The following is a 24316-nucleotide window of genomic DNA, read 5'->3' as shown; positions in this document are numbered from 1 at the left end:
CATTATGGCCACTATCGTCAAGCCGGTTGAGCAGAAAACCAAGCATCTCGACTATTTCCTTTCGCAGTGTCATCGTCGTCGTTACCCAGCCAAGAGCACGATTATCTATGCCGGTGACAAGAGCGATTCACTGTTCTACATCGTCAAGGGATCAGTAACCGTCATCATTGAGGATGATGATGGTCGCGAGATGATCATGGCCTATCTGAACGCCGGCGACTTCTTCGGTGAGATGGGCCTGTTTGACAACATGGATTCCCGCAGTGCCTGGGTGAAGGCCAAAACCGAGTGCGAGGTGGCGGAGATCAGCTACACCAAATTCCGGGAAATCGCCCAGCAGGATCCAAGGGTCCTGTACTTCATCGGCGAACAGATGGCCTCGCGACTGCGCCAGACTACCCGTAAGGTCGGCGACCTGGCGTTCCTGGATGTCACCGGCCGTGTTGCCCGTACACTGCTGGACCTGTGCAAGGAACCAGATGCCATGACTCACCCGGATGGAATGCAGATCAAGATCACGCGCCAGGAAATCGGGCGGATCGTCGGCTGTTCCCGGGAGATGGTTGGTCGGGTGCTGAAAACGCTGGAGGATCAGGGACTGGTGCGCGTCAAGGGCAAGACCATGGTGGTCTACGGCACGCGCTGAGCGTTATTACCGTTCATCCTGTTTTTGAAAAGACCGCTATCAACAGCGGTCTTTTTGCGTTTGGCAGCCACCATCCTGGCCGGCTGTGACCGCCAGCGCTACCCTATCACGGCAACGGATTTGATCTGCAACCAGACGTTCATGCCTGGCTCAAGGCCGAGCTGGGCGACGGCCCTGGAGGTCAGTCTTGACAATATTGGCGTCGGTCCTGCCAGAAGTCGCACCAGGCTGATGCCAGGAGCAATATCCGGGTCGATCTGGTCGATGACCGCAGGCACCAGGTTCTGGATGCTCTGGTCGGAATTTTCGCTCAGGGCCAGACTGACGTCCCGGGCCAACACTCGAACCCGAACGCGGTCTCCGGGCTTTACGCGATGCTCACACCGTAACCAGAGCTGGCCGCCCTCGAACCGGAACAGTGCCAGGTGCCAGTGATCGTCAAGTTCGATAATCTGGCCTTCCAGCAAGGCACCAGCGTCGTCCTGAACGCGAAAAGGATTATCGATGCCTGCCAGTGTTTCCCGCAGTGGCCCCTGGGCAACCACACGACCTTCCTCCAGCATCACAATATGATCCGCCAACCGGGCAACTTCTTCGGTTGAATGGGAAACGTAAATGATCGGAATGGCCAGCGTATCGTGCAGTCGTTCGAGATACGGGAGAATTTCCTGTTTGCTGTTGAGGTCCAGGGCGGACAACGGCTCATCCATCAGCAACAGCCGGGGACTGGTCAGCAGAGCCCTGGCGATTGCCACCCGCTGGCGTTCACCTCCAGAGAGGCCGACAGGCATGCGGTCCAGGTGTGATTCCAGGCCAAGCCAACGTACTGCCTCGTCGAACCCGATCTGCCGGTCGCCAGCCGGGATGCGCCGGTACCCGAATTCCAGGTTCCTGCGCACGTTCAGGTGAGGGAACAGGTGGGTTTCCTGGAAGACATAAGCCAGAGGCCGTTTATGGACTGGTCGAACGAACGTCTCGGTTTGCCAGGGTTCGCCGAGAACGGTCATGGAACCCGGGGCACTTTGCAGGCCCGCCATGCACCGTAGCAGGGTGGTTTTGCCACACCCGGAGTGCCCGAACAGCGCGGAGATGCCTGTGCCTGGCAGGGTTATGTCAACGTCCAGGCTGAAGCCGGGGAAGGTGCATTGGAAGCGGGCGTCGATGGTGCTGGAGGCGGTCATCTGATCGCTCCGGAGCGGGCTTTGCCGTTCAGCGCGTAGAGCGTTACCAGAACCACGAATGAAAACACCACCATGCCGGCGGACAGCCAATGGGCCTCGGTGTATTCCAGCGACTCCACATGGTCGTAGATGGCAACCGACAGTACCTTGGTTTCACCCGGAATGTTGCCGCCGATCATCAGGATCACCCCGAACTCGCCAATGGTATGGGCGAAGGTTAATACGGCGGCGGTCAGGAAGCCGTTCCGGGCCAGGGGCACGGCAACGAACAGAAACCGGTCCCAGGGCGCTGCGCGGAGAGTGGAAGCAACCTCCAGGAAACCTTCCCCGACGGCCTCGAACGCGTTCTGAAGGGGCTGGACGGTGAAGGGCAGGGAATAGATGACCGACGCGACCACCAGACCCTCGAAGGTAAACGGCAGCAGACCGATACCCAACGACTGGGTCAGTTGGCCAACCCAGCCTTCCGGCCCCATGACCAGTAACAGATAGAACCCCAGCACAGTGGGCGGAAGAACCAGGGGCAGTGCTACGACGGCCGCAATCGGTTGACGAAGCCAGTGTCGGGTTCGCGCCAGCCACCAGGCAATGGGGGTGCCGATCAGTAAAAGCAGCAGGGTTGTCGTCGTGGCCAGCTTGAGTGTCAGCCAGACCGGGTCCCAGTAGGTTTCAAGCATCAGTTGGCCGTGTCGTACCCGTAGTTTCGGATGATGGTGGTTGCGGTGTCTGATTTCAGGAAATCCATCCAGGCCTTGGCCGCGGCTTTGTCTGCACCGTGTTGCAACAGGATGGCCTGTTGGTCAATGGGCTGATAATAGGCCTGGGGTATGTGCCACAGTGTGCCATCATCTTCGTGCCAGGCCTTGATTTGGGACAGGGCCACGAAGCCTGCCTGGGCGTTGCGGCTGACCACAAACTGGAAAGTCTGGGCGATGGAGTCCCCCCGGACCAGTTTGTGTTGCAGGGCCTCCCAGTGATTCAGGTGCTCCAGAACCTGTTGTGCAGCAAGACCGTAGGGAGCGGTTTTCGGGTTGGCAATGGCCAGCCGCGAAAACGGCTGGCGGGCAAGATAGTCTTCGGCATTGTCAAAGGCGGCGACCGTGGGGCTCCACAGCGCCAGTTTGCCCCGGGCGTAGGTGAAGCGGGTGCCAGGAACGCCCGCCTGTTCTTCCTCAATCAGTGCCGGTCGCAGAGCGTCTGCAGCCATGAAAACATCAAACGGGGCGCCGTTTTTGATCTGGGCGTAAAGCTTGCCCGTGGAGCCGTAGCTTGCTGAAACGGTGTGACCGGTTTCGGTTTCAAAGCGTTTGGCCAGTTCCCGGGTGGTGTCGGTAAAGTTGGCGGCGACGCCGAGACTGACCTCGCCCGCCACTGCTCCGGCAATTGCGGAGCCGGACAGCACAAACAGTATCAGGGTACGGAAGATCCTGCGGCCTCGAGGATAACCCACACAACATCCTTATTCGTTCAATCATTGATGGCAAGTGTCCGGGAGTGACATCCCTGGTTGCTCTGACGTCCACGGCGACTCCGAGGTCAGGCACAGGGACCGGAGATACTCCCAGACCTCCTCCCGGTTGGTTTCGTTGAGCATCTCATGACGCCCGCCTTCAAACAATCGCAGGGTTACATGCTCCACCCCCGCTTCGCGGATTGTCTGGAAATGTCGGCGTACGCCACGCCCCATCTCACCAACCGCATCCGCGGTGCCGGAAAACAGGTGCACGGGAAGATCTTTCCGGAAGGCAGACGGCGCAAGCGCTAGCATACCACCAATAAAGTCCCACCAGAGGCCAACCGTGCAATCGAAACCGCACAGAGGGTCGGCAACGTATCGGTCCACCTGGTCCGGATCGCGGCTGAGCCAGTCGGCCCCGGTTCGGTTCGGGCGGAACTTGCGGTTGAACTGCTCAAAGGTCATTCGGGCCACCAGGCGGCTGCGGTGCCGCTTGCCACGAACCAGTCGAATCAGGCCTATCAGGGTCCTGGACGCCAGGAGGTGGCCCCGGTCAATCCGGTTGGTGGCGCTGAGAATCAGGGCGTCCAGCTGGTCGCCATGGGTCTGGGCATAGGCCTGGGCGATAAAGGAACCCATGCTGTGGCCCAGCAGGTTGACTGGCAGCCGTGGGAATTGCGCGCGGGCGTGTTGAACCACCAGGTGCAGGTCGGCAAGCACGCAGGCCCAGCCACCCTGGTCGGCATAGTGTCCAAGGCCCTCGGGAGGGCAACTCCGACCATGGCCGCGGTGGTGGTAGGTGATGACCGCAATGCCGTTTTCGCCAAGCCAGTGGGCCAGTGGTTGGTAACGGTCGCCGTGTTCGGCCATGCCATGGCTGATGATGAGAATGGCGCTTGGTGTCGCCGGGGTAAAGACTGTCCCGGTTATCGTGTGGTCATCACCGGCGTTCAGCGTCAGGGGATGTTCGTTGATTGTCACGGCCCGTTTCCTTGTTATTTTTCACTGTGGCCGGGCGTTGCCACTCCGGCGGTTTCCATAGGTGGGTGAGGCGAGACAATAATCCGCCTGGCTGTGCCATGTCGCGGAACAGGTCCACGTATTCGTGGGTCCAGAGCACAATCAGGTTGTTGGAGCGGATGGGCCGAGTGATGCCATACTCGGGCGGATGCTGGGCGTCTTCGTCAACAAAGGTGCCGAACAGCCGATCCCACAGGATCAGGGTGCCGCCGTAATTACGGTCGATATAGCCGGGATTGCGGCCATGATGAACCCGGTGGTGACTCGGGGTGTTGAAAACAAGTTCAAGCCAGCGGGGCAGCTTCCCGACCAGTGTGGTGTGAATGAAGAACTGGTACACCAGTGACAGTGCATAGGCCACACCGATCCAGACAGGGTTGAGCCCCAGCAGTGCCAGGGGCAGATAGAAAATCCACATGCCGTTGAAAATGTTGGTGGCATTCTGGCGCATGGCGGTGGAGAAGTTCATCCGCTCGGAGGAGTGGTGCACCACATGGGCGGCCCAGAACCAGCGTACCCTGTGACTGGCCCGGTGCATCCAGTAGAAACAGAAATCCACGCCCAGGAAGGTCAGCAGGACCGTGAACCCGTTCAGCTCCAGGTCAAATAGCCGATAGTGATAGCACAGGGCGTAGACAGGAAACGCAATCAGCCCGGCGAAGAGCAGCTCGGTAACCTGATAGCCGGCACCCAGGGCGAAGTTCCGAATCGCTTCACGGCTATCCATCAGCCGCGGATCGTGGCGAATCTTCAGGTATTCCCAAAGTGTAACGGCCACGAAGACGGGGGTGGCGATCACAAAGATCAGCTGCCGTTCATCCAGCGCCAGCCAGGGAGAGGCCGCCTTCCAGAGGGCAAGCAGGCCGCTTTCTTCCAGTACGGCCAGCATCATGTCGGTCAGAGCCATCGAATTCCTGCCGGGTTCCATTGGTAACAGGACCATTCTCGCACGCAGCTGGGCCAACGGAATGTCGGTTCACGCCAGATTGGCTGGCGATTTCCGACAGGATCCGATTCAGTCTGGCCGGCGATTATCACTGTAGACTTTCTCCAGAGCCCGGATCTGAGTTTGCCACTGGTCCAGCCAGGTCTTGATGTCTTTGGGAATCCGGGCAGGTTTCGGCCAGGGAACCGGGTACTGCGCTGGCTGGAACATGGGTGCAAACAGGGCGGCGGCCGTGAGGTCGGCGCGGGTGAACTGATTGCCAACCAGGAACGGGCGCTCGGCATAGATCGCTGCCAGCTCAGTGAGAAGATCCTCCATGACCTGCCTGGATTTTTCTGAAGTTTTCTCGTTGATCTTCATCCACTGACGCATCACTTCATCAACCCGGCTGAACGCCAGGCTGAGCAGAATCCTGTTATAGAAGGGCGTGCCGGCAGCCAGCATGGGCACTACGATTTTGGGTCGCTGCAGGAAGTGGTGGTAGGAGTAGCAGCGAATGGCGGGGCCCGCTTCTTCGTCCAGTCGCCGTTCCCAGGCCAGCGCCTGCTCGCGAAGGTCCGGATCCTCCGGTGTCAGGGAATGCTCGGGAAAGGCCTGATCCAGGTAATCCAGGATGGCCGCCGAGCCCTGGACCACCTGACCATCGTGCTCCAGCACCGGGACCGAAGAAGCCTGGCCGGTCAGCTTCCGGATGGTTTTTACATGCTGTCCGGGCAGCAGGTTTACCGTTTCGTAGTTCAGCCCCTTGTATTCCAGGGCCCAGCGAATTTTCTCGCAGTAGTGGGAAATGGCAAATTGGTACAGTTTCAGTGCCATGGGCTTGTCTCCTCGGTTCAGCGTTCTAGCATACTGTCGGTGAGGCGCGAGAAGAAGCCTCGTCGAATACTCGCGGTGGCCTCGCCAGTCGTTGGGTTCTAGAATGTAGCCCGAAAACATGCCTACAAGGGAACTGACCATGCACTCACGACGAGTATTGATGTTGTCCGTCGTTACGGCCTCGGGCCTTGCTCTTTCCGCCTGCTCTTCTCTACCCGAAACCAGTCAGCCGGTTTCCGGAAGCTATGCCTGCGGGCAACTTGATATCGCGGTATCCGGGAGCGAGAACAGCGATCTGATCAGTGTGGACTATCTGGATCGGCGGATTTTGCTCAAGCCGGAAGTGAGCGCGTCGGGGGCCTTGTATGTTGCCCCGGGTGATGACCAGACCCGTTTCTGGAACAAAGGTGAAAAAGCGACCCTGACCATACGTGGGCAGACTTACCCGGAGTGCCTGCAGCCAGGTGATCTGGAAATGCCATTCGAGGCGCGGGGCAATGAGCCTTTCTGGCACGCGACGATTGAGGGCAGCGAGCTCTTGTTAACACGCCCGTTCGAGGAACAGCGCACCCGTCGTGTTCCGGTTGGAGTGAAAACAGCCAACCGCCACGGACGGGAATTTGCGGCGACACTGGATGACCTGCCCATCACGCTCACGGTGGCCCGGCAGCTTTGCGAAGACAGTATGTCCGGAGCGCAATACCCGGCACAGGTGCGCCTGACGGTCGGCGATGATGAATACACCGGGTGTGGTGGGGATCGGCAACGGCTCTTGCGCGGTGCGGTCTGGGTTGTCGAGGACCTAGCTGGTGCCGGAATCATCGATCGGTCGCGGATCACCATTGAGTTTCTTGAGGACAACCGGATGGCCGGTCGAGCCTCGTGCAACCGGTACACCGGCAGCTACCAGCTCAGGGGCGAGGGCATTGCAGTCGGACCCGTCGCATCGACCCGCATGGCCTGCGCACCCGCGCTGATGAACCAGGAGGATCGGTTCCTCAGCCTGCTGGATCAGGTGAGTTCAGCGCGTATCGGGCAACATGGTGAGCTGCTTCTGTCGACGGCCGACGGCAAGACAATCAAGGCGTTTCAGTCTGACCACGATACGCCGTAACGAGCCAGGATCTCTGATACCCGCCCGCTCCTTTGCAGTGCTCTTGCTCCTTCAGACAGGAGTGCTGCGAGCTGGGTGGAATCACGGCCGACCGGTGAAAAGGCCACGTAGATCGGTGACTCGTGGATTACCGCAGCCATTCTCAGGCTCTCGGTGTCGCCTCCCTGCTGCAACTGCCAGTTCATCACGTACCGATCCTCCGGGAATACGTCAGACCGCTGCTGATGCAGGAGTTCTATTGCCCTGCTGAGTGGCGCCGGGCCCGACAGTATCCAGACCCGTTCCGGGTCATCCTGGTAGCGCTCGATATATCGGTTCAATACCGGCGAATAGGCATAGCCATTGATTGCAAGCAGTGTGAGCTCGCTGAGCGACTCGATGCCACCGTACTGCCAATCGTTGTCCGGGTGGGTGTAAAGCGCAATCGTTGAGTAGCCGGTTGCGGCGTCCGGGAATACAAAGTCCGGTGCGTCCCCCGGAAGGGCCCCGACAACAGCATCAATATAGCCGTCCCGGGCCTGTTGCAGGGCCCGGGCCCAACTCATGTTGACATACTCCACATCGATACCTGCCAGGCTGAACGCTTCCCTGGCGATATCGATCATGTAGCCTTCGTGCTCGGAACCGGCCTCACAATTATGGGGGCACCACGGATCGGCGGCGATGACAACGCGCTGGCGCGGATTTGAGGGTGCCGGTGCCGCGGGAGCGGTCTTCGTTGCCTTTGCTGCTGTTTCAGGAACCAGTGGTGGCGGGTCCTCTGGCTGCGAGCAGGCGACAAGGAAGAACGCAATGAAAAGAGCCAGGGTTTTTGCCATGGTAATAAAACCGGGATGCCGATACCGTCGGCTTTCCCTCAAGCATAGACCCTGGATGCCGTTTTGTAATGCTAGGCCGCGGTTTTGTCCCGTTCGGCAGATGCCGCGGTTGGCACGAGCGCCTTGGCCAGATCCTTCATGTGCAGGGTGCCAACGTGCTGCCCGTCCCGCACAACCCGGAAATTCAGCGACATGTCACCATCCGATTTCAGCAGAATCGACTCAAGATTGTCTTTTTCCGAGATATCGCCGGCAAACTCTGAGTCAGCATCGTTCGGCGGGCTCATGACAGAACGAACCCTGAGCACCCGCGCCCGGTTGATATCGCTGATGAAGTCGACAATGTAGGGGTCGCCGGGATTGAGCAGAATCTCCTGGGGATCGCCCTGTTGTACCACCTCACCGTCTTTCAGAATGACCAGGTGGTCCGCCAGCTTCAGGGCTTCATCCAGATCGTGGGTGATAAATACGATGGTTTTCTGCAGCTCTTCCTGCAGCTCCAGTAACAGATCCTGCATGTCGGAGCGAATCAGCGGGTCCAGTGCCGAGAAGGCTTCGTCCATCAGCATGATCGGGGCATCGGACACCAGGGCCCGGGCGATACCCACGCGCTGCTGCATGCCACCGGACAACTGGTGCGGATACTGGTATTCATTGCCTTCCAGGCCAACCCGCGCGAGCCATTTCCGGGCATCGGCCTCAAAATCCGCGGTTGTGTAGCCGCGAATGTCCTTGGCCATGCCAGCGTTCTCGAGCACGGTTTTGTGGGGCAGCAGTGCAAACTTCTGGAATACCATCGACATCCGCTCACGACGCAGCTTTCGAAGCTGCTCCTCGGTGTAGCTCATGATGTCTTCACCGTCGACATGGATTTCGCCAGCGGTGGGGTCGATCAGCCGGTTCAGGTGGCGGATCAGAGTGGATTTTCCGGAGCCGGACAGGCCCATGATGACGGTGATCTCGCCATCGTGCATATCGACGTTGATATCTCGAAGGCCGAGGACGTGTCGCTGCTGTTCCAGCAACTCGGCTTTGCCCATGCCCTTGCGAACGTGCTCCAGGGCAACATCCGGGGTCGGGCCGAAGATCTTGTAAAGGTTTCGGATCGAAATCTTGATGTCTTTCGCCATGGGGCGTTCCTCACTGCTTCTGGGAGACGTTGATTCGTGCCAGGGACGCCTTGGTTACCCGGTCGAGAATAACCGCCAGGATAACGATGCCAAGGCCGGATACCAGGCCAACACCCAGCTCCAGGTTGCGGATACCCCGAAGTACCAGAACGCCAAGCCCGGGCGCCGATACCAGGGATGCGATGACAACCATGGCAAGACTCATCATGATGGTCTGGTTGACCCCGGCCATGATGTTGGGGAGCGCCAACGGGATCTGCACCTTGTAGAGCTTCTGTCGGGGCGTCATACCAAAGGCGTCTGCAGCCTCAATCACGTCTTTATCCACCAGCCGGATGCCCAGATTCGTCAGCCGGATCACCGGAACGATGGCGTAGAGGATGATGGCGATACCGTACAGCTTCGATTCGGTGACACTGAACAGGAAGATCAGCGGGATCAGGTACACGAAGGGTGGCAGTGTCTGCAGCATGTCCAGAATCGGCACGATCATACGCTGCAAGGGGTTGCTTCGCGCCATGGCAATGCCTATGGGAACACCCAGTAAAACGCACAGGAAGGCGCATACAAAGATGATCGCAAGGGTTTGCATGGCGTAATCGTAATGGTCGATAAATGCCAGCAGCACGATACTGCCGCCGACGAACAGCACCAGTTTCCAGGATTTGGTGACCAGGTAAACAACCGCCAATAACAGTGGAATCACGATCCACCAGGGGGTATTGAGCATGGCGTACAGCGCGCCGTCGAGGAACCAGCTAAGCGGTTGGGTAAGCGGGTCCAGAACCAGGCTCAGGCTGTCCTTGATGGCCAGAAAGCCCTGTTCCAGGCCCTTGGTAAGCTCCCTGGACTGGGGGAAAGCGGCACAGGATTCGTTCAGGGCGTCCATGGACGGAAACGGGAGTTCCCACACAGAGGCCGGCTCGGCGCTCTCTCCCTTGGTTTTGTTCAGCAAATCGGCCATCGACATCGGGCCGCTGCTCTGACCTTCCGAGCACCATTGCTCAAGGCCAAGCGATGAAAAAAGGGGGTCGTAGGTTGCCATGGGCGGTCAGTCTCTCCTGCGCACGTCTGTAATCAGAACGGTTTTCGGGAAACGGCCCGGGGCATCCCTGAGGATGCCCCGGGAGGGGCAGGTCAATCAGTTGAGAACGTTGGCCAGACGCTCACGGGCGGAGTCGTTCAGCCAGGTTGACCACTCGTCGCTGTTGTTGCTGAGGTAATAAACCGCAGCTTCTTCGCCGGAGGCATTGTTCGCGTCCATCCAGGCCAGAATGCCGCTCATGGTCTCGGTTTTGAAGGTCAGCTTGCTGAGCATCTCGGCCACTTCCGGCTCGCGGTCTTTGAAGTCAGTGGTTACTGACGTCAGGATTGTGGCCGCAGGGAAGTCTGAAACACCCGGGTTATCGACATCCGGTGTCTGGTTTTTCTGGTGCACGTCCGGTTTGATCTCGCCCAGGTCAACCCGGGTCATGTCGTACTTGCCGAGAGGAACGGTGGGGCCCCAGTAGTAGCCGAACCAGGGTTCCTCATTCTGGACAGCAGACGCCATGGAGGATGCGAGGGTCTCGCCGGAACCATGGTTGAATACCTCAATGCCGGACTCTTCCAGATCCAGGGCGCGGATCAGGTTGTCACTGACAACACGGCAGCCCCAGCCGTCCGGGCAGTTGTTGAACCGGCCACCAACGAGCTCGGGATTAGCCATCACGCCTTCGATGGTTTTCAGTTCCGGGTGCTCTTCCGCAAGGTAAGTCGGAATCCACCAGCCTTCAACGCCGCCCGGATCCAGGACTTTGCCGAGGCGCTCGACCTTGCCCTGCTCTTCAAGGCGCAGGTAGGCCTCGCCCGCGGAGTTGAGCCACAGCTCGGTGACGATGTCGGGCTCGCCATTCTCGGCAACCGAGGTGACAGCAGGGACGGTATCGGAAGGGACAATGGTGACGTCACAGCCGTAACCCTGCTCCATGATAAAGGTGGCCACGTTGGTGACGACCGTGTTGGAGGCCCAGCCCATTTCGGTGATGGATACTTCGCCGCAATCAGCCTGGGCGGCGACGGGTACGGATAGCGCGCAAAGCAGTGCAGCAGACTTTAGCTTTCGCATAGTCACTTCTCCTTCTTCAGGGTTTGTGATTTTTGAAGGGTGTGGTCGGTGTTAGTTCCGATACAGGGGTGCCGCGATCCGGACGGATCGGGAGAACAGCCGTTTTATGGTCGCTGTTATGCTCGAACAAATCAGAACATCTCGGTTAATACCTAATATTAGGATAACGAACCTCAGCTTAGTTACAAGGGCGTATTCCAAATGTATCTATAAATTAGACAGATTATGCGTTCCGATAGCTGTCAATAAGCTGTAGCAATCAGCGGCTACACTCCGCGGAACTGATACCGGAGATTGCCATGACAGAGCTGCGCGACCTGACGCCTCACACGTCGATTACCCAGGAGCAGGGCAGCCGTGATGGTCGCCAGCGGAGACTGTTACGAACCTTTCTCCCGGAGCTGATCGGTCTTGAACGTCTGCTGGCAGAAGCACCGGAACTCGTAACCACGCAAGTGGTTGAGCGCATTGCCCTAAAGGATTTATCGCTACCCATCTACCGGGTCGATATCGGCTCATCCCGAGCGGATGTGCCGGCGGTATTGATTGTGGGGGGCGTGCATGGGCTGGAGCGCATTGGCAGTCAGGTGGTGATGGCGTGGCTGAAGTCGCTAATCGCCCGGGTAACCTGGGACGAGCATCTGGCCGGGCTGCTGCAAAAAGTACGCATCACCCTGTTGCCGATTCTCAATCCGGGCGGCATGTACCTGAATCAGCGCAGCAATCCCAATGGTGTGGATCTGATGCGCAACGCGCCGATTACTGCCCAGGACCGCAGTGCGTTCCTGCTCGGGGGGCAGCGCATCTCCCCCCGCCTGCCGTGGTACACCGGCGATCCGGAGCAGGGCATGGAGCCTGAAAACCAGGCGCTGGAGGCCGTGATAGAGGAATTATTGCCCGGCCGACCGTTTAGCGTGGCGCTGGACTGTCATTCCGGTTTCGGTATGCAGGATCAGATCTGGTTTCCTTATGCCTACCGGCGGCGACCGATGCGCCGGATTGCTTCGGTTATGGCGCTGAAACTGATCTGGGAGCAGGCGTATCCCAACCACGATTACCGGTTTGAGCCCCAATCCCGGCATTACCTGACACACGGTGATTTGTGGGACTACTTCTACAAGCAGGTCAATCGTGAAAATGCCGGTGTTTTTCTGCCTCTCACCCTGGAAATGGGGTCCTGGCGATGGATCCGCAAGCGTCCGCGCCAGTTGCTTCGACTGGATGGCTTTTTCAACCCCCTGGTTCCCCATCGCCACAAGCGGGTTTTACGCAGCCACCTGGCCTGGATGGATTTTCTGGTTAACGCCGCGGCCAGCCATGAGAACTGGTTGCCGGTTCGGGAAGAGGAGTCCATGCTGAGGGAAGCCGCGATCATGCACTGGTATCGCGATGCGAATTAGCGATTCGGTAGGCCCGGGCACTCATCAAACGGAACACTTGTATGCACTGGATTCTGTTGCGGGGGCTGACGCGGGAACACGCGCACTGGGGAAACTTTCCGTCCCGCCTGCGTGAGGCGTTTCCCGATCAACTTTTCCATACGGTCGATCTGCCCGGAACGGGAGTGCACTATCTGGAAAACAGCCCGTCAACCGTGGCCGCTATCCGTCAGAAGGTCTCCAGGCAGGTCAGCCATATTCCCGGACCCTTCAGCGTCCTGGCACTCTCGATGGGCGGCATGGTGGCCCTTGATTGGGCCCAGCATGTCCCCGAGGGTCAGATTCAGAACCTGGTGCTGATCAATACCAGTTCGGGTTTCAGTCCACCCTGGCAGCGCATGCGGCCGGGCGCCTGGCCTCGGGTGCTACGACTCCTGGGGCGCAGGGAGCTGTTTGATCGCGAGCGGGACATCCTCAGACTTACTTCCAATCGAGAGGTCCCATTGTCACTGGCAAAGCAGTGGTACAGCATTCAGCGACGACGCCCTGTCAATCCCCGGAACGCCCTCAACCAGTTGACGGCGGCCGCCCGCTACAAGCCTGATGAAAAACGACCGATGCCAGACGCTCTTTTGCTGGCCAGTCGGGGTGATCGCATTGTTCACTGGCGCTGCAGTGCCGCGCTGGAAGAACGCTGGCAATGGACCATGAAACTGCATCCTGATGCCGGGCATGATCTCCCGCTAGACGACCCGGAGTGGATTATCCAGCAGCTCCGCAACTGGCTGCCCCGGTAACGCCGGTTGCTTGACGCAACTCTTCTTTCCCGTCAGTCTTCTCGTTTCGAACCGCCAAAGCCGTCATTGATAAGGAACGGAGCCCATAATAATGAAAATCTTCGAAACCAAAACCGCCCCCAACCCGCGTCGTGTCCGTATGTTCATGGCTGAAAAGGGGCTGCTGGACAAGGCCGAATTCATCGAAATCGACCTGCAGAAGGGTGAAAACCTGACTCCGGAGTTTGTTGCTCGAAACCCGATGAAGAAAGTGCCGGTAATGGAGCTCGATGACGGCACCTGCATCGCCGAGACCATGGCCATCTGCCGTTATTTCGAGGAAAGCTACCCGGATACACCGAGCCTTCTCGGCGATACTCTGCTCGAAAAGGCGCAGCTTGAGCAATGGCTGCGGTGGATTGAGCTGTTCTTCTTCATGCCTACCGGCATGTGCTTCCAGCACACCACCGGCTACTTCAAGGACCGGATGAACCCGATCAAGGAGTGGGGCGAGGAGTGCGGCAAGAGCGTCGAGAAGTTCATGCATTTCCTCGACAAACAACTGGAGGGCAAGGAATACATCTGCTGCGATCGATTTACAGCAGCTGATATCAACGCCTTCACAACAGTGGCCTTTGCCCGCGTGGTCGGTATCCGTATCCAGCCCGAGCAGGCCAATCTTCAGGCGTGGTACGACCGAATCAAGGCCCGCCCCTCGGCCCAGGCCTGAGGTCGTAAGCGAAAGAGAGACGTAAATGACCACAATGGATTCAAGACTCCAGTGCGCGCTGGCGGCGATCGATACAGCGAACCAGGCCGATCCCAACCTGGAACCCTTTGGCGACGAACACCTGCCGAAGGAATACGCTTACAGCCTGCACATGACCCGCTGGCTGTTCGAGCTTGAATCCGACCCTTCCGAACGCATGCAGATCGCCTGCCGGGCCCAGCACATTGAGCGCTGGACCATGCCCCGGAAGTACTATCCGGAAGGCCGTAAAGCCTATTATCAATGGCGCCAGGCCTGTGGCCGGATGCATGGCCGGCGGGCGGCTGAGATCATGGCGGAGTGCGGTTATCCGCAGGAGGAGTGTGAGCGGGTGGAGACCATTCTTACCAAGCGGGAGCTAAGGCAGGATGCCGATACGCAACTCCTGGAGGACGTGGCCTGCATGGTGTTCCTGGAGAAGTACTTCGCGGATTTCTACGAGGAAAAGGCGGACTACGACCGGGAAAAGTGGTTACGCATTGTCCGCCGGACCTGGGGCAAGATGTCGCCCCGTGGGCACGAGGCGGCACTCAAGCTGGCCGAGGGCATGCCGGCGCATCTTCTGGAACTTTTGCAGGAGGCTTTGGCCGAAGCCTAGTATCAATTGCCTGCTGCGTACTTTTGTGCACAGTCCAGCGGGTACGACCTGCCAAAATACGCTGTGAATACCTCCCTGTACGCTCGGCTCCGCCATCCATGGCTCCGCACGATTTTGGCAGGTCGTACCCGCTGAACTGTTCAAACTTGTGAGTTAGCCTTCTGGAAAAAACAATTCTTGGAGTTTCTGACCGGGCTCTTCCGCCCGCATAAACGATTCCCCCACAAGGAAACCGTAAATCCCGCGAGCAGTCATCGCTTCTACGTCGCTGCGCGTCATGATGCCGCTTTCGGTAATTGTCAGCCGGTCCTGGGAGATACGCTCATGCAGATCAAACGTGGTGTCCAGAGACACATCAAAGGTGTGCAGATTGCGGTTGTTGATGCCGACCAGAGGCGTCGTCAGCGTCAACGCATCGTCCAGTTCCTCGCCGTCGTGGACTTCTACCAGCACATCAAGGCCGATCTCATGGGCAATACCTTCGAGTTCCTGCATCTGGTCTTTGGTCAGGCAGGCTGCAATCAGGAGGATGCAGTCGGCGCCTATGGCCCGGCTTTCGTAGACCTGGTAGGGCGCCACCATGAAATCCTTGCGGATTACCGGCAGACTGCAGGCATTGCGCGCGGCGACCAGATAGTCCTCGTGACCCTGAAAGAAATCGTGGTCGGTAAGCACCGACAAACATGCGGCACCGCCGTTCTCGTAGCTCTCGGCAATGACGGCCGGCTCGAACGGATCCCGCAAAATACCTTTGCTTGGTGAGGCTTTCTTGATCTCGGCGATAACAGCGGGAGTCTGCTGTTCAATCCGGCTGCGCAAAGCGTTGGCAAAACCTCTGGCTGCCGGTTGATCCCCAGCCATGGCCTTAAGGTCAGCAAGCGAAACTTTTGGTTTCCGCTCGTCAATTTCTTCCCACTTACGGTCAACGATCTTGCGAAGAATGGTGGGAGTCTTGTCCAAATGTCGTTCAGTCATAACAGGCCTGTACAAAGTTAGCGAGAGTCGGAGCGGAGGGAGCTTCCAAAACTGTCTGCAGCCATGGATGGCTGCAGCCAAGCCCTACATGGACGTATTCACGGGCGTGTTTTGGAAGCTCCCTCCGCTCCGGCTCGTCCGGCTGCGAAGTCAGCAGACCAGGATCAAAAGCACTGAGAAAAATCAGCCAGCTCCGACATCTTGCCGGCAGCGAGGCCAGAGCCCATGGCGTCCAGGGCCATATCGACACCTTCTTTCGGCGTCTTGGCCAAACCAGCGACGTAGATGGCTGCGCCGGCGTTCAGGGCAATCAGGTCCCGGGCTTTCTCGGCCATTTCATCGTGGCCACGACCGAAAGCTGCCTTGATCAGCTTTAAGGAATCGTCGGCGGTGTCCACGGTCAGGCCCACCAGAGCCTGGCTCTTGATGCCAAGATCCTCCGGGGTGATGTCGTATTCGGTGACCTTGCCGTCTTTCAGTTCCGCCACGTGGGTGGCGCTGGCCAGGCTGATCTCATCCAGGCCGTCTTTGGAGCAAACCACCATGATGTGCTCGGCCCCAAGGCGATGCAGCACCTCCGCCATGGGGCGGCAGAGTTCCCGGTTGAACACGCCCACCAGTTGGCGCTTGACGCCCGCCGGGTTGGTCATGGGTCCCAGGATGTTGAAAATGGTCCGGCAACCCAACTCTTTGCGGGGGCCGATGGCGTGTTTCATGGCGCCGTGGTGAGCCGGAGCGAACATGAAGCCGACACCGATTTCCTCGACACAGCGGGCCACCTCTTCCGGTTTCATGCTCAGGTTGATACCCAGCTTCTCCAGCAAGTCGGCACTGCCGCTCTTGGACGAGACCGCCCGGTTACCATGCTTGGCCACAAAGCCGCCGGCAGCGGCTACCACAAACGAGGCAGCGGAAGACACGTTGAAGAGGTTGGCACCATCGCCGCCGGTGCCAACGATGTCCACCAGAGGTTCGGCCTTGACCGTTACCTTGGTGGCCAGTTCGCGCATGACTTCGGTGGCGCCGGTAATTTCATCGATGGTTTCGCTCTTGAGACGCAACCCCATGAGAAACGCGCCAATCTGGGCGTCCGTGGCCTCGCCATTCATGACAATACGCATCACGTCCTTCATCTCTTCCCGGGACAGGTCCAGGTTGGAGGCAATGCGGTTGAGAGCTTCTTTCATGTCCATGTGTCGGCCTCTTATTGTGATCTCAGAAAGTTGCGCAGCAGTTCGTGGCCCTGTTCCGTCATAATAGACTCCGGATGGAACTGCACGCCTTCAATCGGCAGCGTCTTGTGGCGAACCCCCATGATTTCTTCGATGGAGCCGTCGTCGTTGCGGGTCCAGGCGGTCACTTCCAGGCAGTCCGGCAGGGTGGTCTTGTCGATGACCAGGCTGTGGTAGCGGGTGGCCTGCAGCGGGTTGCTCAGGCCCCGGAATACGCCGGTGTCCTTGTGGAAGACCGGGGACACCTTCCCGTGCATGACCCGGCCGGCCCGGATAACGTCACCGCCGTAGACCTGGCCGATAGCCTGGTGGCCCAGGCAAATGCCCAGGATCGGCAGCTTGCCGGCGAAATGCCGGATGGCCTCCATGGAGATGCCGGCCTCGTTCGGAGTACAGGGGCCAGGGGAAATCACCAGCCGTTCCGGGTTCAGTTCCTCGATCTGTTCGATAGTGATTTCATCGTTCCGGTACACCTGCACATCGGCGCCCAACTCGGCCAGATACTGCACCACGTTGTAGGTGAAGGAATCGTAGTTATCGATCATCAGCAACATAATCCGTTCCTCCGCCTCAGTGGTCGAAATCGTTGTAGGTCATGGCCACTGCCCGGAAAATGGCGCGGCCCTTGTTCATGGTTTCCTTCCACTCGAGGCGGGGCACCGAATCGGCCACTACGCCGGCGCCGGCCTGGATGTGCAGGGTGTTGTCCTTGATTACGGCGGTACGGATGGCAATGGCCGTATCCATGTTGCCGTTGAACGACAGATAGCCCACGGCGCCACCGTAGACCCCACGCTTCACCGGCTCCAGTTCATCGATGATTTCCATGGCGCGGATCTTGGGCGCGCCACTAAGGGTGCCGGCGGGCAGGGTGGCCCGAAGCACGTCCAGGCAGCTGGTGTTGTCTTTCAGCCGGCCGGTGACGTTCGAAACAATGTGCATCACGTGGGAGTAGCGCTCGACAATCATTTTATCGGTGAGCCGGACCGTGCCGGTTTCCGATACCCGGCCGGCGTCGTTGCGGCCCAGGTCGATCAGCATCAGGTGCTCGGCAATCTCTTTCGGGTCGGCAAGCAGTTCCGCTTCCAGAGCCTTGTCCTCGGCATCGGTGGCGCCGCGCTTGCGGGTACCGGCGATGGGGCGCACGGTGACTTCCTCGTCCTCCACCCGGGCCAGGATTTCCGGGGAGGAGCCAACGATGTGGAAGTCCTCCAGATCCAGGAAGTACATGTACGGGGACGGGTTCAGCACCCGAAGTGAGCGGTACAGGTTGAGCGGCGGTGCCTCGAAGGGAATCGACATGCGCTGGGAAATCACCGTCTGCATGACATCGCCGTCGAGCACGTAGCCCTTGATTTTGTCCACGGCCGCTTCGAATTTGTCCTGGGTAAAGCCGGAGACGAAGTCACTCTCGTCCACGGCTTTGCCGCGAAGGTGTTGAGGCGTGCGCGGCGCGTCGGCGGTTTGCCGATGCAGGTGCTTCTCCAACTCATCAATGCGGCTGTGTGCCTTCTCGAAGGCGCCCTCAACGGCCGGGTCAGCATGGACAATCAGGTGCAGTTTGCCACGCAGGTTGTCGAACACGACGATCTCGTTGGACACCATCAGCAGGATGTCCGGCGTGCCGATCTTGTCCGGCGGGCAACTTTGGCGCAGGCGCTTTTCGATGTAGCGCACGGTGTCGTAGCCGAAGTAGCCTACCAGGCCACCGTTGAACCGGGGTAGCTCGCCCAGGTCGGGCGCATGGAAGCGCTTCTGGTAGGCCTCGACAAACGCCAGAGGGTCGTCGACTTCTTCGGTTTCGACGATCTCGCCGCCGCGGCTGATCTCCACCCGGTGGTCAAAAACCTTCAGCACTTCATGACTGGGCAGGCCGATGATGGAATAACGGCCCCATTTCTCGCCGCCCTGAACGGACTCGAACAGATAGGAATACGGCCCGCTGGCGAGCTTGAGGTAGGTGCTCAGAGGCGTATCGAGGTCGGCCAGCACCTCGCGGTACACAGGGATGCGGTTAAAGCCGGCGTTGGCGAGCTCGGAGAATTGCTCGGGTTTCATGGTACGGTTTCCTGAAATCTGATCTGCATTGTGGACGGAAGCCAGTGCTTCCATCAGGTGCTGCGGGCTCGACGGGCAGGAGCCGGTCGGCCGCCGGGCTTGCTCAGCCGGTGCGCCATCGCCACCATCGTGTTGCGCGGGTTGTCAGGATGCCTCGCGCTGCAGTCAGATTCAGTCCCTGCACGGCAGGAATCTCCCGTAAAGAAGTGCTCAATGTAAGTTCCTTGTGAGATTACAAAAGCTCGGCCAGCGAATCAACAACCGCATCGGCGCCCAGGGTATCTACGGCTGGCCCATAATTGTAGCCGTAGCGGACCGCCACGCAGGGAATGCCCGCTGCCAGTGCGGCGTTAATGTCCGCCCCGGAGTCGCCCACCATTACCGTGGTTCCCCGGGTGCCCCCCAGCGTCTCCATGGCATGGAGCAGGGGCGTCGGGTCTGGTTTCTTGACCGGCAGGGTGTCACCACCCACGGTCAGATCAAACCAGTGGTCCAGCCCCATCTGTTCAAGCAGCGGCGCCACAAACTGTTCCGGCTTGTTCGTGACAATGCCCAGCCGGCAGCCCTGGTTTTTCAGATGTGTGAGACAGGCCTCGACGCCGGCATAGACCACCGAATGCCGGCCATTGATGGTGCCATAGGCGTGATAGAAGATTGCCAGGGCATCGTTGAACAGGGCGTCGTCTTTCGGCCGCGCCGGTTCCCAGTCCACCTGGCCTGCCAGGGCCCGGCGCACAAGCACGCTGGCGCCGTTGCCGACCCAATTCCGCACCCGGTCGATGCCGGCCGGAGAGCGACCAAGATGTTCGAGCATCTGATCAATCGCTGCCGCAAGATCCGGCGCGCTGTCCACCAGGGTGCCGTCCAGATCGAACAGGGCAACCCCTGGCCAGCGGGCGTTGAACAAACCCGCCAGGCTCATTGGCTGATCACCCTGCGGGCCTGCTCCAGCTCTTCGCGCATGGCGTCGATGGTGGCCTTGTAGTCGTCCGTATTGAAGATGGCGGAACCGGCCACGAAGGTGTCGGCACCGGCCTCGGCGATTTCCCGAATGTTCTCGGTCTTCACGCCGCCGTCGATTTCCAGGCGGATGTTGTAGTTGCTGGCATCGATGCGTTTGCGGGCTTCCCGGAGCTTGTCGAGGGTGCCCGGTATAAACTTCTGGCCGCCGAAACCGGGGTTCACGGACATCAGCAGTACCATGTCCAGCTTGTCCATCACATGATCCATGTAATGCAGCGGCGTGGCCGGGTTGAACACCAGGCCGGCCTGGCAGCCACCATCGCGGATCAGTTGCAGTGATCGGTCAATGTGGTTGGTCGCTTCCGGATGAAAGGTAATGTAACTGGCGCCGGCGTCGATAAACATACGGATCATGTCGTCCACCGGCGATACCATCAGGTGGACATCGATGGGGGCGGTCACGCCATGCTTGCGCAGGGCCTCGCAGACCATGGGGCCAATGGTGAGATTGGGCACGTAGTGATTGTCCATGACATCGAAGTGCACGACATCTGCGCCAGCGGCCAGCACGTTGTCGACTTCCTCGCCAAGGCGGGCAAAATCGGCGGACAGGATGGATGGGGCAATCAGGTAAGGGTTCATGACGGCTCTCTCACAACAATGGATAATGGCGTGGTCAGCGGTCCCTGCCGCACATTCAGGATGGCTGCTAGTCTAACAGCTCAGTCGCGTTTTTTCGCAGTCAAAGGATCAGTATCTGTGCAGAGATTCGAGTTTTACCGGCCGGTCGTGTTCCGGTCTGTCATCCTGGCCCTGATGTTTGCCGTGCCCTCGGCTGTCTTCGGCCAGGAAGAGGGTGATCAGGCCGCCGAGCCTGGAGATTCGGCGGCGCCGGCTACCGATTCTGCAAGCCGGGCCCTGGTCTGGACGGGCACCGGGGAGCGCTCCCTTAACCAGAGCTTTCCCGAGGCGGCGGTATGGCTGGAACTTGAGGAGGGGGACCGGGCGCTGGGGCTGTTCTATCCGGAAGCCCGGCTGCCGGCCCGTGGTGCCGTGCTGGCTCTGTCGGACGAGGGCGAAACCGCCGCCTCCGGCGTGACCGGAGCGCTGGCGGCGGGGCTGGCTTCGCGGGGATGGGCCGTGCTCACGCTGGGCCTGGAATCGCCTTCACCGGTACTGAGTGAGATCCTGATGCGGCCGGTGTCAGAGAAACCGGCGGCTGAAGCGGATGCAGAGGAGCAGCAAGCATCGGAATCGGTCATGATTGACGTCATGGCCTCAGAGAGCGCCGACGATCTCGAGGCGCGCTACAGAAGTCGAATCAACCAGATGCTCGCGGCCGGACTGGCTCTTCTGGTGGAGCGGGGCTATGAGGCTCCGGCTGTTCTGGGAGTCGGGCGGGCCAGCATACACGTGACCAACCAGGTGTTGGAGGGTGGCAATGCTTCTGCGCTTGTCTGGGTGGCTCCGCAGTTTTACCCGGTCGACAGGCCAGATCTGCCGGAACGTCTCGAGTCGCTGGGCACGGAATTGCTGGAGCTGTATCCCTCCGGAGACGTTGATGATCGATCAGGTTGGAGTGTTGGCATGAGGTTGCGCCGGGCCGGGATGAGTGGCTTTGAGCGACAGCCGGTGCCCTGGCTCACACCCGCACCCGGAACTCTGGGCGATACGGTTGCCAGCCGCGTTGCCGCCTGGCTTGAGTCCCGCTAGGGGTGGCCTAGGTGTTGTGACGTTTGATCAGCTCCCAGGCCTGCTGATAGTGAAGCAGACGTTCTTTGGCGAGGTTCTGGTCACGGACGCTTATCTGCTGCTGGGCCAGTTTGTCCGGATGGCACTCGGATACCTTCTTGCGGTAGGCCCGTTTTATCACCTCCAGAGAATCCCGTCGGGTAACCCCTAGAATCTCACAGGCTTGCTGATAACTGGTAGGTCTGGAGAGGTTCTCGCTGTGCCGGGTCCAGACTTTGCTGGCGTAGCTGTCAAAGATGTCCTCGGTGACGCTGACCGGCAGACCAATCTGATCAATGGCATCCTCGCAGCGGTAGCGTCTGGGCTTGCCGGGCCGACCGTTAAGCTGACTGGCGTGGCACAGGCAGATGGCGGTTTTCAGGGCCGGTGCTGGCCACAGGCGGCGGGACAGGCGCATGGCCAGGCCGCGGATGAAGGGCAGTTGCCCGGCTGACTTGCCGTCCTGGAACCAACCAATGGCGCGTCGTCGTTGACGCTTGGACAGCTTCATGGCCTTGATCAGGGATTCGGCATAGCCGATGTCGGCTTCGGTCACACGACCCTCTGATTTGGCAATGTAGCCCAGAAAGAAAAACAGGGGGCGCCTGCACCAGCGGGGCAGGCGGGCGCGCTCGATCAGCGCTGGAGCCTGGTGGCCGCAAGCCGAGAGTTCCTGCATCAGGCTGGAAAACTCGGCTTCCATCCGGGCCGGCAACACCGGTTGTCTGTTACTGCCTGCCATGGTTTTCGGATTCCGTTCTGCCCAGTTGGCTGTCCAGCGCTTGCAGCCGTTCCGGGGTGCCCACGTCTACCCATTGTCCCGAATGGTAAAGGCCTCTCACACGGCCATCGCTCATGGCGTTGCGCAGCACCGGCCCGAGCTTTCCCGCCCGGTCTGTCAGGCCGTCGAACAGGCACCTGCGCAGCAGGCTGATGCCGGTGAAGGTCAACTTGTCCGACCCATCGTCCATGAGCAATCCCTGGTCGGTCAGGTGAAAGTCTCCCTCGGGATGGTGTGGCGGGTTGTGGGTGACCACCAGCAGCGCGTCGGCGTCGGCCGGCGGTATCAGTTGGGCCAGGTCGAAATCGCTCCAGATGTCGCCATTGATCACCAGGAACCAGTCTGATTCATCATCGGCCAGCAGGGGCAGGGCGCGCACTATGCCGCCGGCAGTCTCCAGGGGCTCGCCCTCGCGGGAGTATTGAATTGACAGGCCGAACTGATCGCCATTGCCCAGCGTTTCCTCAATCTGGTCGCCCAGCCACGCGTGGTTGATGACCACCTCGCGGAATCCCGCTCGCCGCAGGTGGTCCAGGTGATAGCTGATCAGAGGCTTGCCGGCGGCCTTGAGTAGGGGCTTTGGTGTGGCCAGGGTCAGCGGCCGCATGCGTTCACCTTTGCCGGCGGCGAGAATCATGGCTTTCACTGGTGCGAATGCTCCTGGCCGGGGGTCGGGCCAATGCTCGCCTCGATGCGCGGCATAACCGTATCGCTGAGCCATTCGTGGAAATGGCGCAGGGCCGGCTGCCGGCTGCTGGCAACGATCAGGTACTGCACGGTGCGCGGAATGTCATTGAGGTAACCGTGTTTGCCATCGCGGATCGACAGCCGGGCGAAAATCCCGGCGGCCTTCAGGTGGCGCTGCATGCCCATCAGTTCAAACCACTGACGGAAGGTTTCCGGATCGGCCCGATGCAGTCCTGCGTCCCGGCTGCCCTGTCGAAACACCTCCAGCCAGTCGCAGATCCGTGCCTCCGGCCACTGGATGTAGCAATCTTTCAGCAGGGACACGACGTCGTAGGTGACCGGACCGGTGACGGCATCCTGGAAATCGATGACGCCGGGGCGCGGTTCGTTGGGGCGGACCAGCAGGTTGCGGGAATGGTAGTCCCGGTGAACCGTTACTTCCGGTTGCGCCAGCGCACTTTCCCGAAGCATGGAAAACGTGGTGTCCAGCAGCGCCCGCTCACTGTTTTCCAGCTGCATGCCCAGATGCTGTTCCAGTAGCCAGTCCGGAAACAGCGCCATCTCTCGCTCCAGGAGGGTGGCGTCGTAGGGAGGCAGTGGGTACGCCTCGGGAGAGGGCTGGCGGGCAATGAGAGTGAGTTCCTCAAGGGCATTCCGGTACAGCCGGTCTGCAGACTTCTCGTTCAGTTGGCCAAGCATCAGTCGGTCGCCAAAATCCTCCAGCAACAGGAAGCCCTGTTCCAGATCAGCCTGGAAGATTTCGGGCACGGCAATGCCCTGCTGATGCCAGTGCCGTGCGATGGCCACGAAGGGTTCGCAGTCTTCGTGTTCCGGGGGCGCATCCATAACAATAAACGGAACATCGCCACCGTTGGTCTTCGCCTGACCGGCGTGCTGCCAGACCCGAAAATAGCGGCGAAAACTGGCATCGCCGGAGACCGGTTCGGCTTCGCTCTGTTCGAAGCCGGGGAACTGTCTGACCCAGTTGGTCAGCAACTGCAGGCGGGTATCCATAACTCGGGTTGCGATCCTGAAAATAAGTTGTCGCTGACAGCGAAAGTTAGCAGAGGAGTATAAAGAGGGTAAATCGGTTTTGCAGCGGAGTTTCCGTTAACAACCCCGGAGGGCACGTG

At 59.6% G+C, this 24316-nt stretch carries 26 protein-coding genes; 7 read left to right on the top strand and 19 right to left on the bottom strand.

Features of this window, described 5'->3' with window-relative positions; all coding sequences use genetic code 11:
- Positions 1–4 precede the first annotated feature (4 nt).
- Positions 5–646 (top strand): cAMP-activated global transcriptional regulator CRP, encoded by a 642-nt coding sequence (crp, locus tag NUW46_RS17840; protein ID WP_007153756.1) that lies wholly within the window; start codon positions 5–7, stop codon positions 644–646.
- Between the two features lie 98 nt (positions 647–744).
- Here the strand turns inward: crp and modC are convergent, their stop codons facing one another.
- The 6 genes from modC to NUW46_RS17810 form a co-directional block, all read right to left on the bottom strand.
- Entirely contained in the window at positions 745–1827 is a 1083-nt protein-coding gene (gene modC / locus NUW46_RS17835; protein WP_069182109.1) for a molybdenum ABC transporter ATP-binding protein, read from the bottom strand.
- Entirely contained in the window at positions 1824–2504 is a 681-nt protein-coding gene (gene modB / locus NUW46_RS17830) for a molybdate ABC transporter permease subunit (RefSeq protein WP_209399750.1), read from the bottom strand. Before modB ends, modC begins: the two co-directional genes overlap by 4 nt.
- The gene (gene modA, locus NUW46_RS17825) at positions 2504–3277 is read right to left on the bottom strand and encodes a molybdate ABC transporter substrate-binding protein (RefSeq protein ID WP_418140840.1); all 774 of its coding nucleotides are present in this window, start codon (positions 3275–3277) and stop codon (positions 2504–2506) included. The genes modB and modA overlap by 1 nt, the downstream gene beginning before the upstream one ends.
- 21 nt (positions 3278–3298) lie before the next feature.
- Positions 3299–4264, bottom strand: a complete 966-nt coding sequence (locus NUW46_RS17820) for a lysophospholipase (RefSeq protein ID WP_418140839.1) — start codon at positions 4262–4264, stop codon at positions 3299–3301.
- Positions 4224–5210 (bottom strand): sterol desaturase family protein, encoded by a 987-nt coding sequence (locus tag NUW46_RS17815; RefSeq protein WP_418140838.1) that lies wholly within the window; start codon positions 5208–5210, stop codon positions 4224–4226. The genes NUW46_RS17820 and NUW46_RS17815 overlap by 41 nt, the downstream gene beginning before the upstream one ends.
- A gap of 108 nt (positions 5211–5318) precedes the next feature.
- The gene (locus NUW46_RS17810) at positions 5319–6065 is read right to left on the bottom strand and encodes a glutathione S-transferase family protein (RefSeq protein WP_418140837.1); all 747 of its coding nucleotides are present in this window, start codon (positions 6063–6065) and stop codon (positions 5319–5321) included.
- A gap of 139 nt (positions 6066–6204) precedes the next feature.
- Between NUW46_RS17810 and NUW46_RS17805 the strand changes: the two genes are divergently transcribed.
- Positions 6205–7179 carry an META domain-containing protein gene (locus NUW46_RS17805; protein ID WP_418140836.1) on the top strand — a complete coding sequence of 325 codons (975 nt, stop codon included), beginning with the start codon at positions 6205–6207 and terminating at the stop codon, positions 7177–7179.
- On the opposite strand, the gene NUW46_RS17800 is transcribed toward NUW46_RS17805, so the two are convergent.
- The 4 genes from NUW46_RS17800 to NUW46_RS17785 all read right to left on the bottom strand — a co-directional run bounded on the left by NUW46_RS17800 (position 7155) and on the right by NUW46_RS17785 (position 11234).
- Complete coding sequence (locus NUW46_RS17800) at positions 7155–7997, bottom strand: substrate-binding periplasmic protein (RefSeq protein WP_418140835.1); 843 nt, start codon at positions 7995–7997, stop codon at positions 7155–7157. The genes NUW46_RS17805 and NUW46_RS17800 overlap by 25 nt on opposite strands.
- Before the next feature lie 71 nt (positions 7998–8068).
- Positions 8069–9127 carry a quaternary amine ABC transporter ATP-binding protein gene (locus NUW46_RS17795; protein ID WP_222465498.1) on the bottom strand — a complete coding sequence of 353 codons (1059 nt, stop codon included), beginning with the start codon at positions 9125–9127 and terminating at the stop codon, positions 8069–8071.
- A 10-nt stretch (positions 9128–9137) separates the two neighbouring features.
- On the bottom strand, positions 9138–10172 hold the full coding sequence (locus tag NUW46_RS17790; RefSeq protein ID WP_222465497.1) for an ABC transporter permease: 1035 nt from the start codon (positions 10170–10172) through the stop codon (positions 9138–9140).
- 96 nt (positions 10173–10268) lie between these two features.
- Positions 10269–11234, bottom strand: coding sequence for an ABC transporter substrate-binding protein (locus NUW46_RS17785; RefSeq protein ID WP_305966424.1), 966 nt, complete (start codon positions 11232–11234; stop codon positions 10269–10271).
- Between the two features lie 299 nt (positions 11235–11533).
- On the opposite strand from NUW46_RS17785, the gene NUW46_RS17780 reads away from it, so the two are divergent.
- The 4 genes from NUW46_RS17780 (at position 11534) to NUW46_RS17765 (ending at position 14756) form a co-directional block, all read left to right on the top strand.
- Positions 11534–12634 carry a M14 family zinc carboxypeptidase gene (locus tag NUW46_RS17780; RefSeq protein ID WP_418140834.1) on the top strand — a complete coding sequence of 367 codons (1101 nt, stop codon included), beginning with the start codon at positions 11534–11536 and terminating at the stop codon, positions 12632–12634.
- A 41-nt stretch (positions 12635–12675) separates the two neighbouring features.
- Complete coding sequence (locus tag NUW46_RS17775) at positions 12676–13410, top strand: alpha/beta fold hydrolase (protein ID WP_136630031.1); 735 nt, start codon at positions 12676–12678, stop codon at positions 13408–13410.
- A 91-nt stretch (positions 13411–13501) separates the two neighbouring features.
- Positions 13502–14119 (top strand): glutathione S-transferase family protein, encoded by a 618-nt coding sequence (locus NUW46_RS17770; protein WP_418140833.1) that lies wholly within the window; start codon positions 13502–13504, stop codon positions 14117–14119.
- A gap of 25 nt (positions 14120–14144) precedes the next feature.
- Positions 14145–14756 carry a DUF4202 domain-containing protein gene (locus NUW46_RS17765; RefSeq protein WP_418140832.1) on the top strand — a complete coding sequence of 204 codons (612 nt, stop codon included), beginning with the start codon at positions 14145–14147 and terminating at the stop codon, positions 14754–14756.
- Between the two features lie 153 nt (positions 14757–14909).
- Here the strand turns inward: NUW46_RS17765 and trpC are convergent, their stop codons facing one another.
- The 6 genes from trpC to rpe form a co-directional block, all read right to left on the bottom strand.
- Positions 14910–15731, bottom strand: coding sequence for an indole-3-glycerol phosphate synthase TrpC (gene trpC, locus NUW46_RS17760; protein ID WP_136630034.1), 822 nt, complete (start codon positions 15729–15731; stop codon positions 14910–14912).
- A gap of 164 nt (positions 15732–15895) precedes the next feature.
- Positions 15896–16924 carry an anthranilate phosphoribosyltransferase gene (gene trpD, locus NUW46_RS17755; RefSeq protein WP_108018454.1) on the bottom strand — a complete coding sequence of 343 codons (1029 nt, stop codon included), beginning with the start codon at positions 16922–16924 and terminating at the stop codon, positions 15896–15898.
- Positions 16925–16935: 11 nt separating this feature from the next.
- Positions 16936–17517: an aminodeoxychorismate/anthranilate synthase component II gene (locus NUW46_RS17750; protein ID WP_136630036.1), complete on the bottom strand. Its 582-nt coding sequence runs from the start codon at positions 17515–17517 to the stop codon at positions 16936–16938.
- A 16-nt stretch (positions 17518–17533) separates the two neighbouring features.
- Entirely contained in the window at positions 17534–19021 is a 1488-nt protein-coding gene (trpE, locus tag NUW46_RS17745) for an anthranilate synthase component I (RefSeq protein WP_209399788.1), read from the bottom strand.
- A 232-nt stretch (positions 19022–19253) separates the two neighbouring features.
- Positions 19254–19943, bottom strand: coding sequence for a phosphoglycolate phosphatase (locus NUW46_RS17740; protein ID WP_069182080.1), 690 nt, complete (start codon positions 19941–19943; stop codon positions 19254–19256).
- Positions 19940–20626 (bottom strand): ribulose-phosphate 3-epimerase, encoded by a 687-nt coding sequence (rpe, locus tag NUW46_RS17735; protein ID WP_418140831.1) that lies wholly within the window; start codon positions 20624–20626, stop codon positions 19940–19942. The genes NUW46_RS17740 and rpe overlap by 4 nt, the downstream gene beginning before the upstream one ends.
- Positions 20627–20743: 117 nt before the next feature.
- Here rpe and NUW46_RS17730 point away from each other — a divergent pair, with 117 nt between their 5' ends.
- Positions 20744–21697, top strand: coding sequence for a DUF3530 family protein (locus tag NUW46_RS17730; RefSeq protein WP_349342334.1), 954 nt, complete (start codon positions 20744–20746; stop codon positions 21695–21697).
- Between the two features lie 7 nt (positions 21698–21704).
- On the opposite strand, the gene NUW46_RS17725 is transcribed toward NUW46_RS17730, so the two are convergent.
- The 3 genes from NUW46_RS17725 to NUW46_RS17715 are packed head-to-tail and all read right to left on the bottom strand — an operon-like array spanning position 21705 to position 24197.
- Positions 21705–22457: a DnaJ domain-containing protein gene (locus NUW46_RS17725; RefSeq protein ID WP_069182077.1), complete on the bottom strand. Its 753-nt coding sequence runs from the start codon at positions 22455–22457 to the stop codon at positions 21705–21707.
- Positions 22444–23142 (bottom strand): N-acetylmuramate alpha-1-phosphate uridylyltransferase MurU, encoded by a 699-nt coding sequence (gene murU / locus NUW46_RS17720; protein ID WP_305966430.1) that lies wholly within the window; start codon positions 23140–23142, stop codon positions 22444–22446. The genes NUW46_RS17725 and murU overlap by 14 nt, the downstream gene beginning before the upstream one ends.
- Positions 23139–24197 carry an aminoglycoside phosphotransferase family protein gene (locus NUW46_RS17715; RefSeq protein ID WP_222465485.1) on the bottom strand — a complete coding sequence of 353 codons (1059 nt, stop codon included), beginning with the start codon at positions 24195–24197 and terminating at the stop codon, positions 23139–23141. The genes murU and NUW46_RS17715 overlap by 4 nt, the downstream gene beginning before the upstream one ends.
- Positions 24198–24316 lie beyond the last annotated feature (119 nt).

Source organism: Marinobacter sp. MA (assembly GCF_048298425.1).
Classification (GTDB): Bacteria; Pseudomonadota; Gammaproteobacteria; order Pseudomonadales; family Oleiphilaceae; genus Marinobacter; species Marinobacter salsuginis.
This window is presented reverse-complemented; position numbering and strand designations above follow the sequence as displayed.

Coding starts and splice junctions, on each gene's coding strand:
- NUW46_RS17765 (WP_418140832.1), top strand. CDS start 14,145: ATGACCACAATGGATTCAAGACTCCAGTGCGCGCTGGCGGCGATCGAT.
- trpE (WP_209399788.1), bottom strand. CDS start 19,021: ATGAAACCCGAGCAATTCTCCGAGCTCGCCAACGCCGGCTTTAACCGC.
- NUW46_RS17740 (WP_069182080.1), bottom strand. CDS start 19,943: ATGAGCCTGGCGGGTTTGTTCAACGCCCGCTGGCCAGGGGTTGCCCTG.
- NUW46_RS17795 (WP_222465498.1), bottom strand. CDS start 9,127: ATGGCGAAAGACATCAAGATTTCGATCCGAAACCTTTACAAGATCTTC.
- NUW46_RS17775 (WP_136630031.1), top strand. CDS start 12,676: ATGCACTGGATTCTGTTGCGGGGGCTGACGCGGGAACACGCGCACTGG.
- modB (WP_209399750.1), bottom strand. CDS start 2,504: ATGCTTGAAACCTACTGGGACCCGGTCTGGCTGACACTCAAGCTGGCC.
- NUW46_RS17725 (WP_069182077.1), bottom strand. CDS start 22,457: ATGGCAGGCAGTAACAGACAACCGGTGTTGCCGGCCCGGATGGAAGCC.
- trpD (WP_108018454.1), bottom strand. CDS start 16,924: ATGGACATGAAAGAAGCTCTCAACCGCATTGCCTCCAACCTGGACCTG.
- NUW46_RS17780 (WP_418140834.1), top strand. CDS start 11,534: ATGACAGAGCTGCGCGACCTGACGCCTCACACGTCGATTACCCAGGAG.
- rpe (WP_418140831.1), bottom strand. CDS start 20,626: ATGAACCCTTACCTGATTGCCCCATCCATCCTGTCCGCCGATTTTGCC.
- NUW46_RS17800 (WP_418140835.1), bottom strand. CDS start 7,997: ATGGCAAAAACCCTGGCTCTTTTCATTGCGTTCTTCCTTGTCGCCTGC.
- NUW46_RS17805 (WP_418140836.1), top strand. CDS start 6,205: ATGCACTCACGACGAGTATTGATGTTGTCCGTCGTTACGGCCTCGGGC.
- NUW46_RS17785 (WP_305966424.1), bottom strand. CDS start 11,234: ATGCGAAAGCTAAAGTCTGCTGCACTGCTTTGCGCGCTATCCGTACCC.
- NUW46_RS17815 (WP_418140838.1), bottom strand. CDS start 5,210: ATGGCTCTGACCGACATGATGCTGGCCGTACTGGAAGAAAGCGGCCTG.
- modC (WP_069182109.1), bottom strand. CDS start 1,827: ATGACCGCCTCCAGCACCATCGACGCCCGCTTCCAATGCACCTTCCCC.
- NUW46_RS17770 (WP_418140833.1), top strand. CDS start 13,502: ATGAAAATCTTCGAAACCAAAACCGCCCCCAACCCGCGTCGTGTCCGT.
- NUW46_RS17715 (WP_222465485.1), bottom strand. CDS start 24,197: ATGGATACCCGCCTGCAGTTGCTGACCAACTGGGTCAGACAGTTCCCC.
- trpC (WP_136630034.1), bottom strand. CDS start 15,731: ATGACTGAACGACATTTGGACAAGACTCCCACCATTCTTCGCAAGATC.
- NUW46_RS17790 (WP_222465497.1), bottom strand. CDS start 10,172: ATGGCAACCTACGACCCCCTTTTTTCATCGCTTGGCCTTGAGCAATGG.
- NUW46_RS17810 (WP_418140837.1), bottom strand. CDS start 6,065: ATGGCACTGAAACTGTACCAATTTGCCATTTCCCACTACTGCGAGAAA.
- crp (WP_007153756.1), top strand. CDS start 5: ATGGCCACTATCGTCAAGCCGGTTGAGCAGAAAACCAAGCATCTCGAC.
- NUW46_RS17750 (WP_136630036.1), bottom strand. CDS start 17,517: ATGTTGCTGATGATCGATAACTACGATTCCTTCACCTACAACGTGGTG.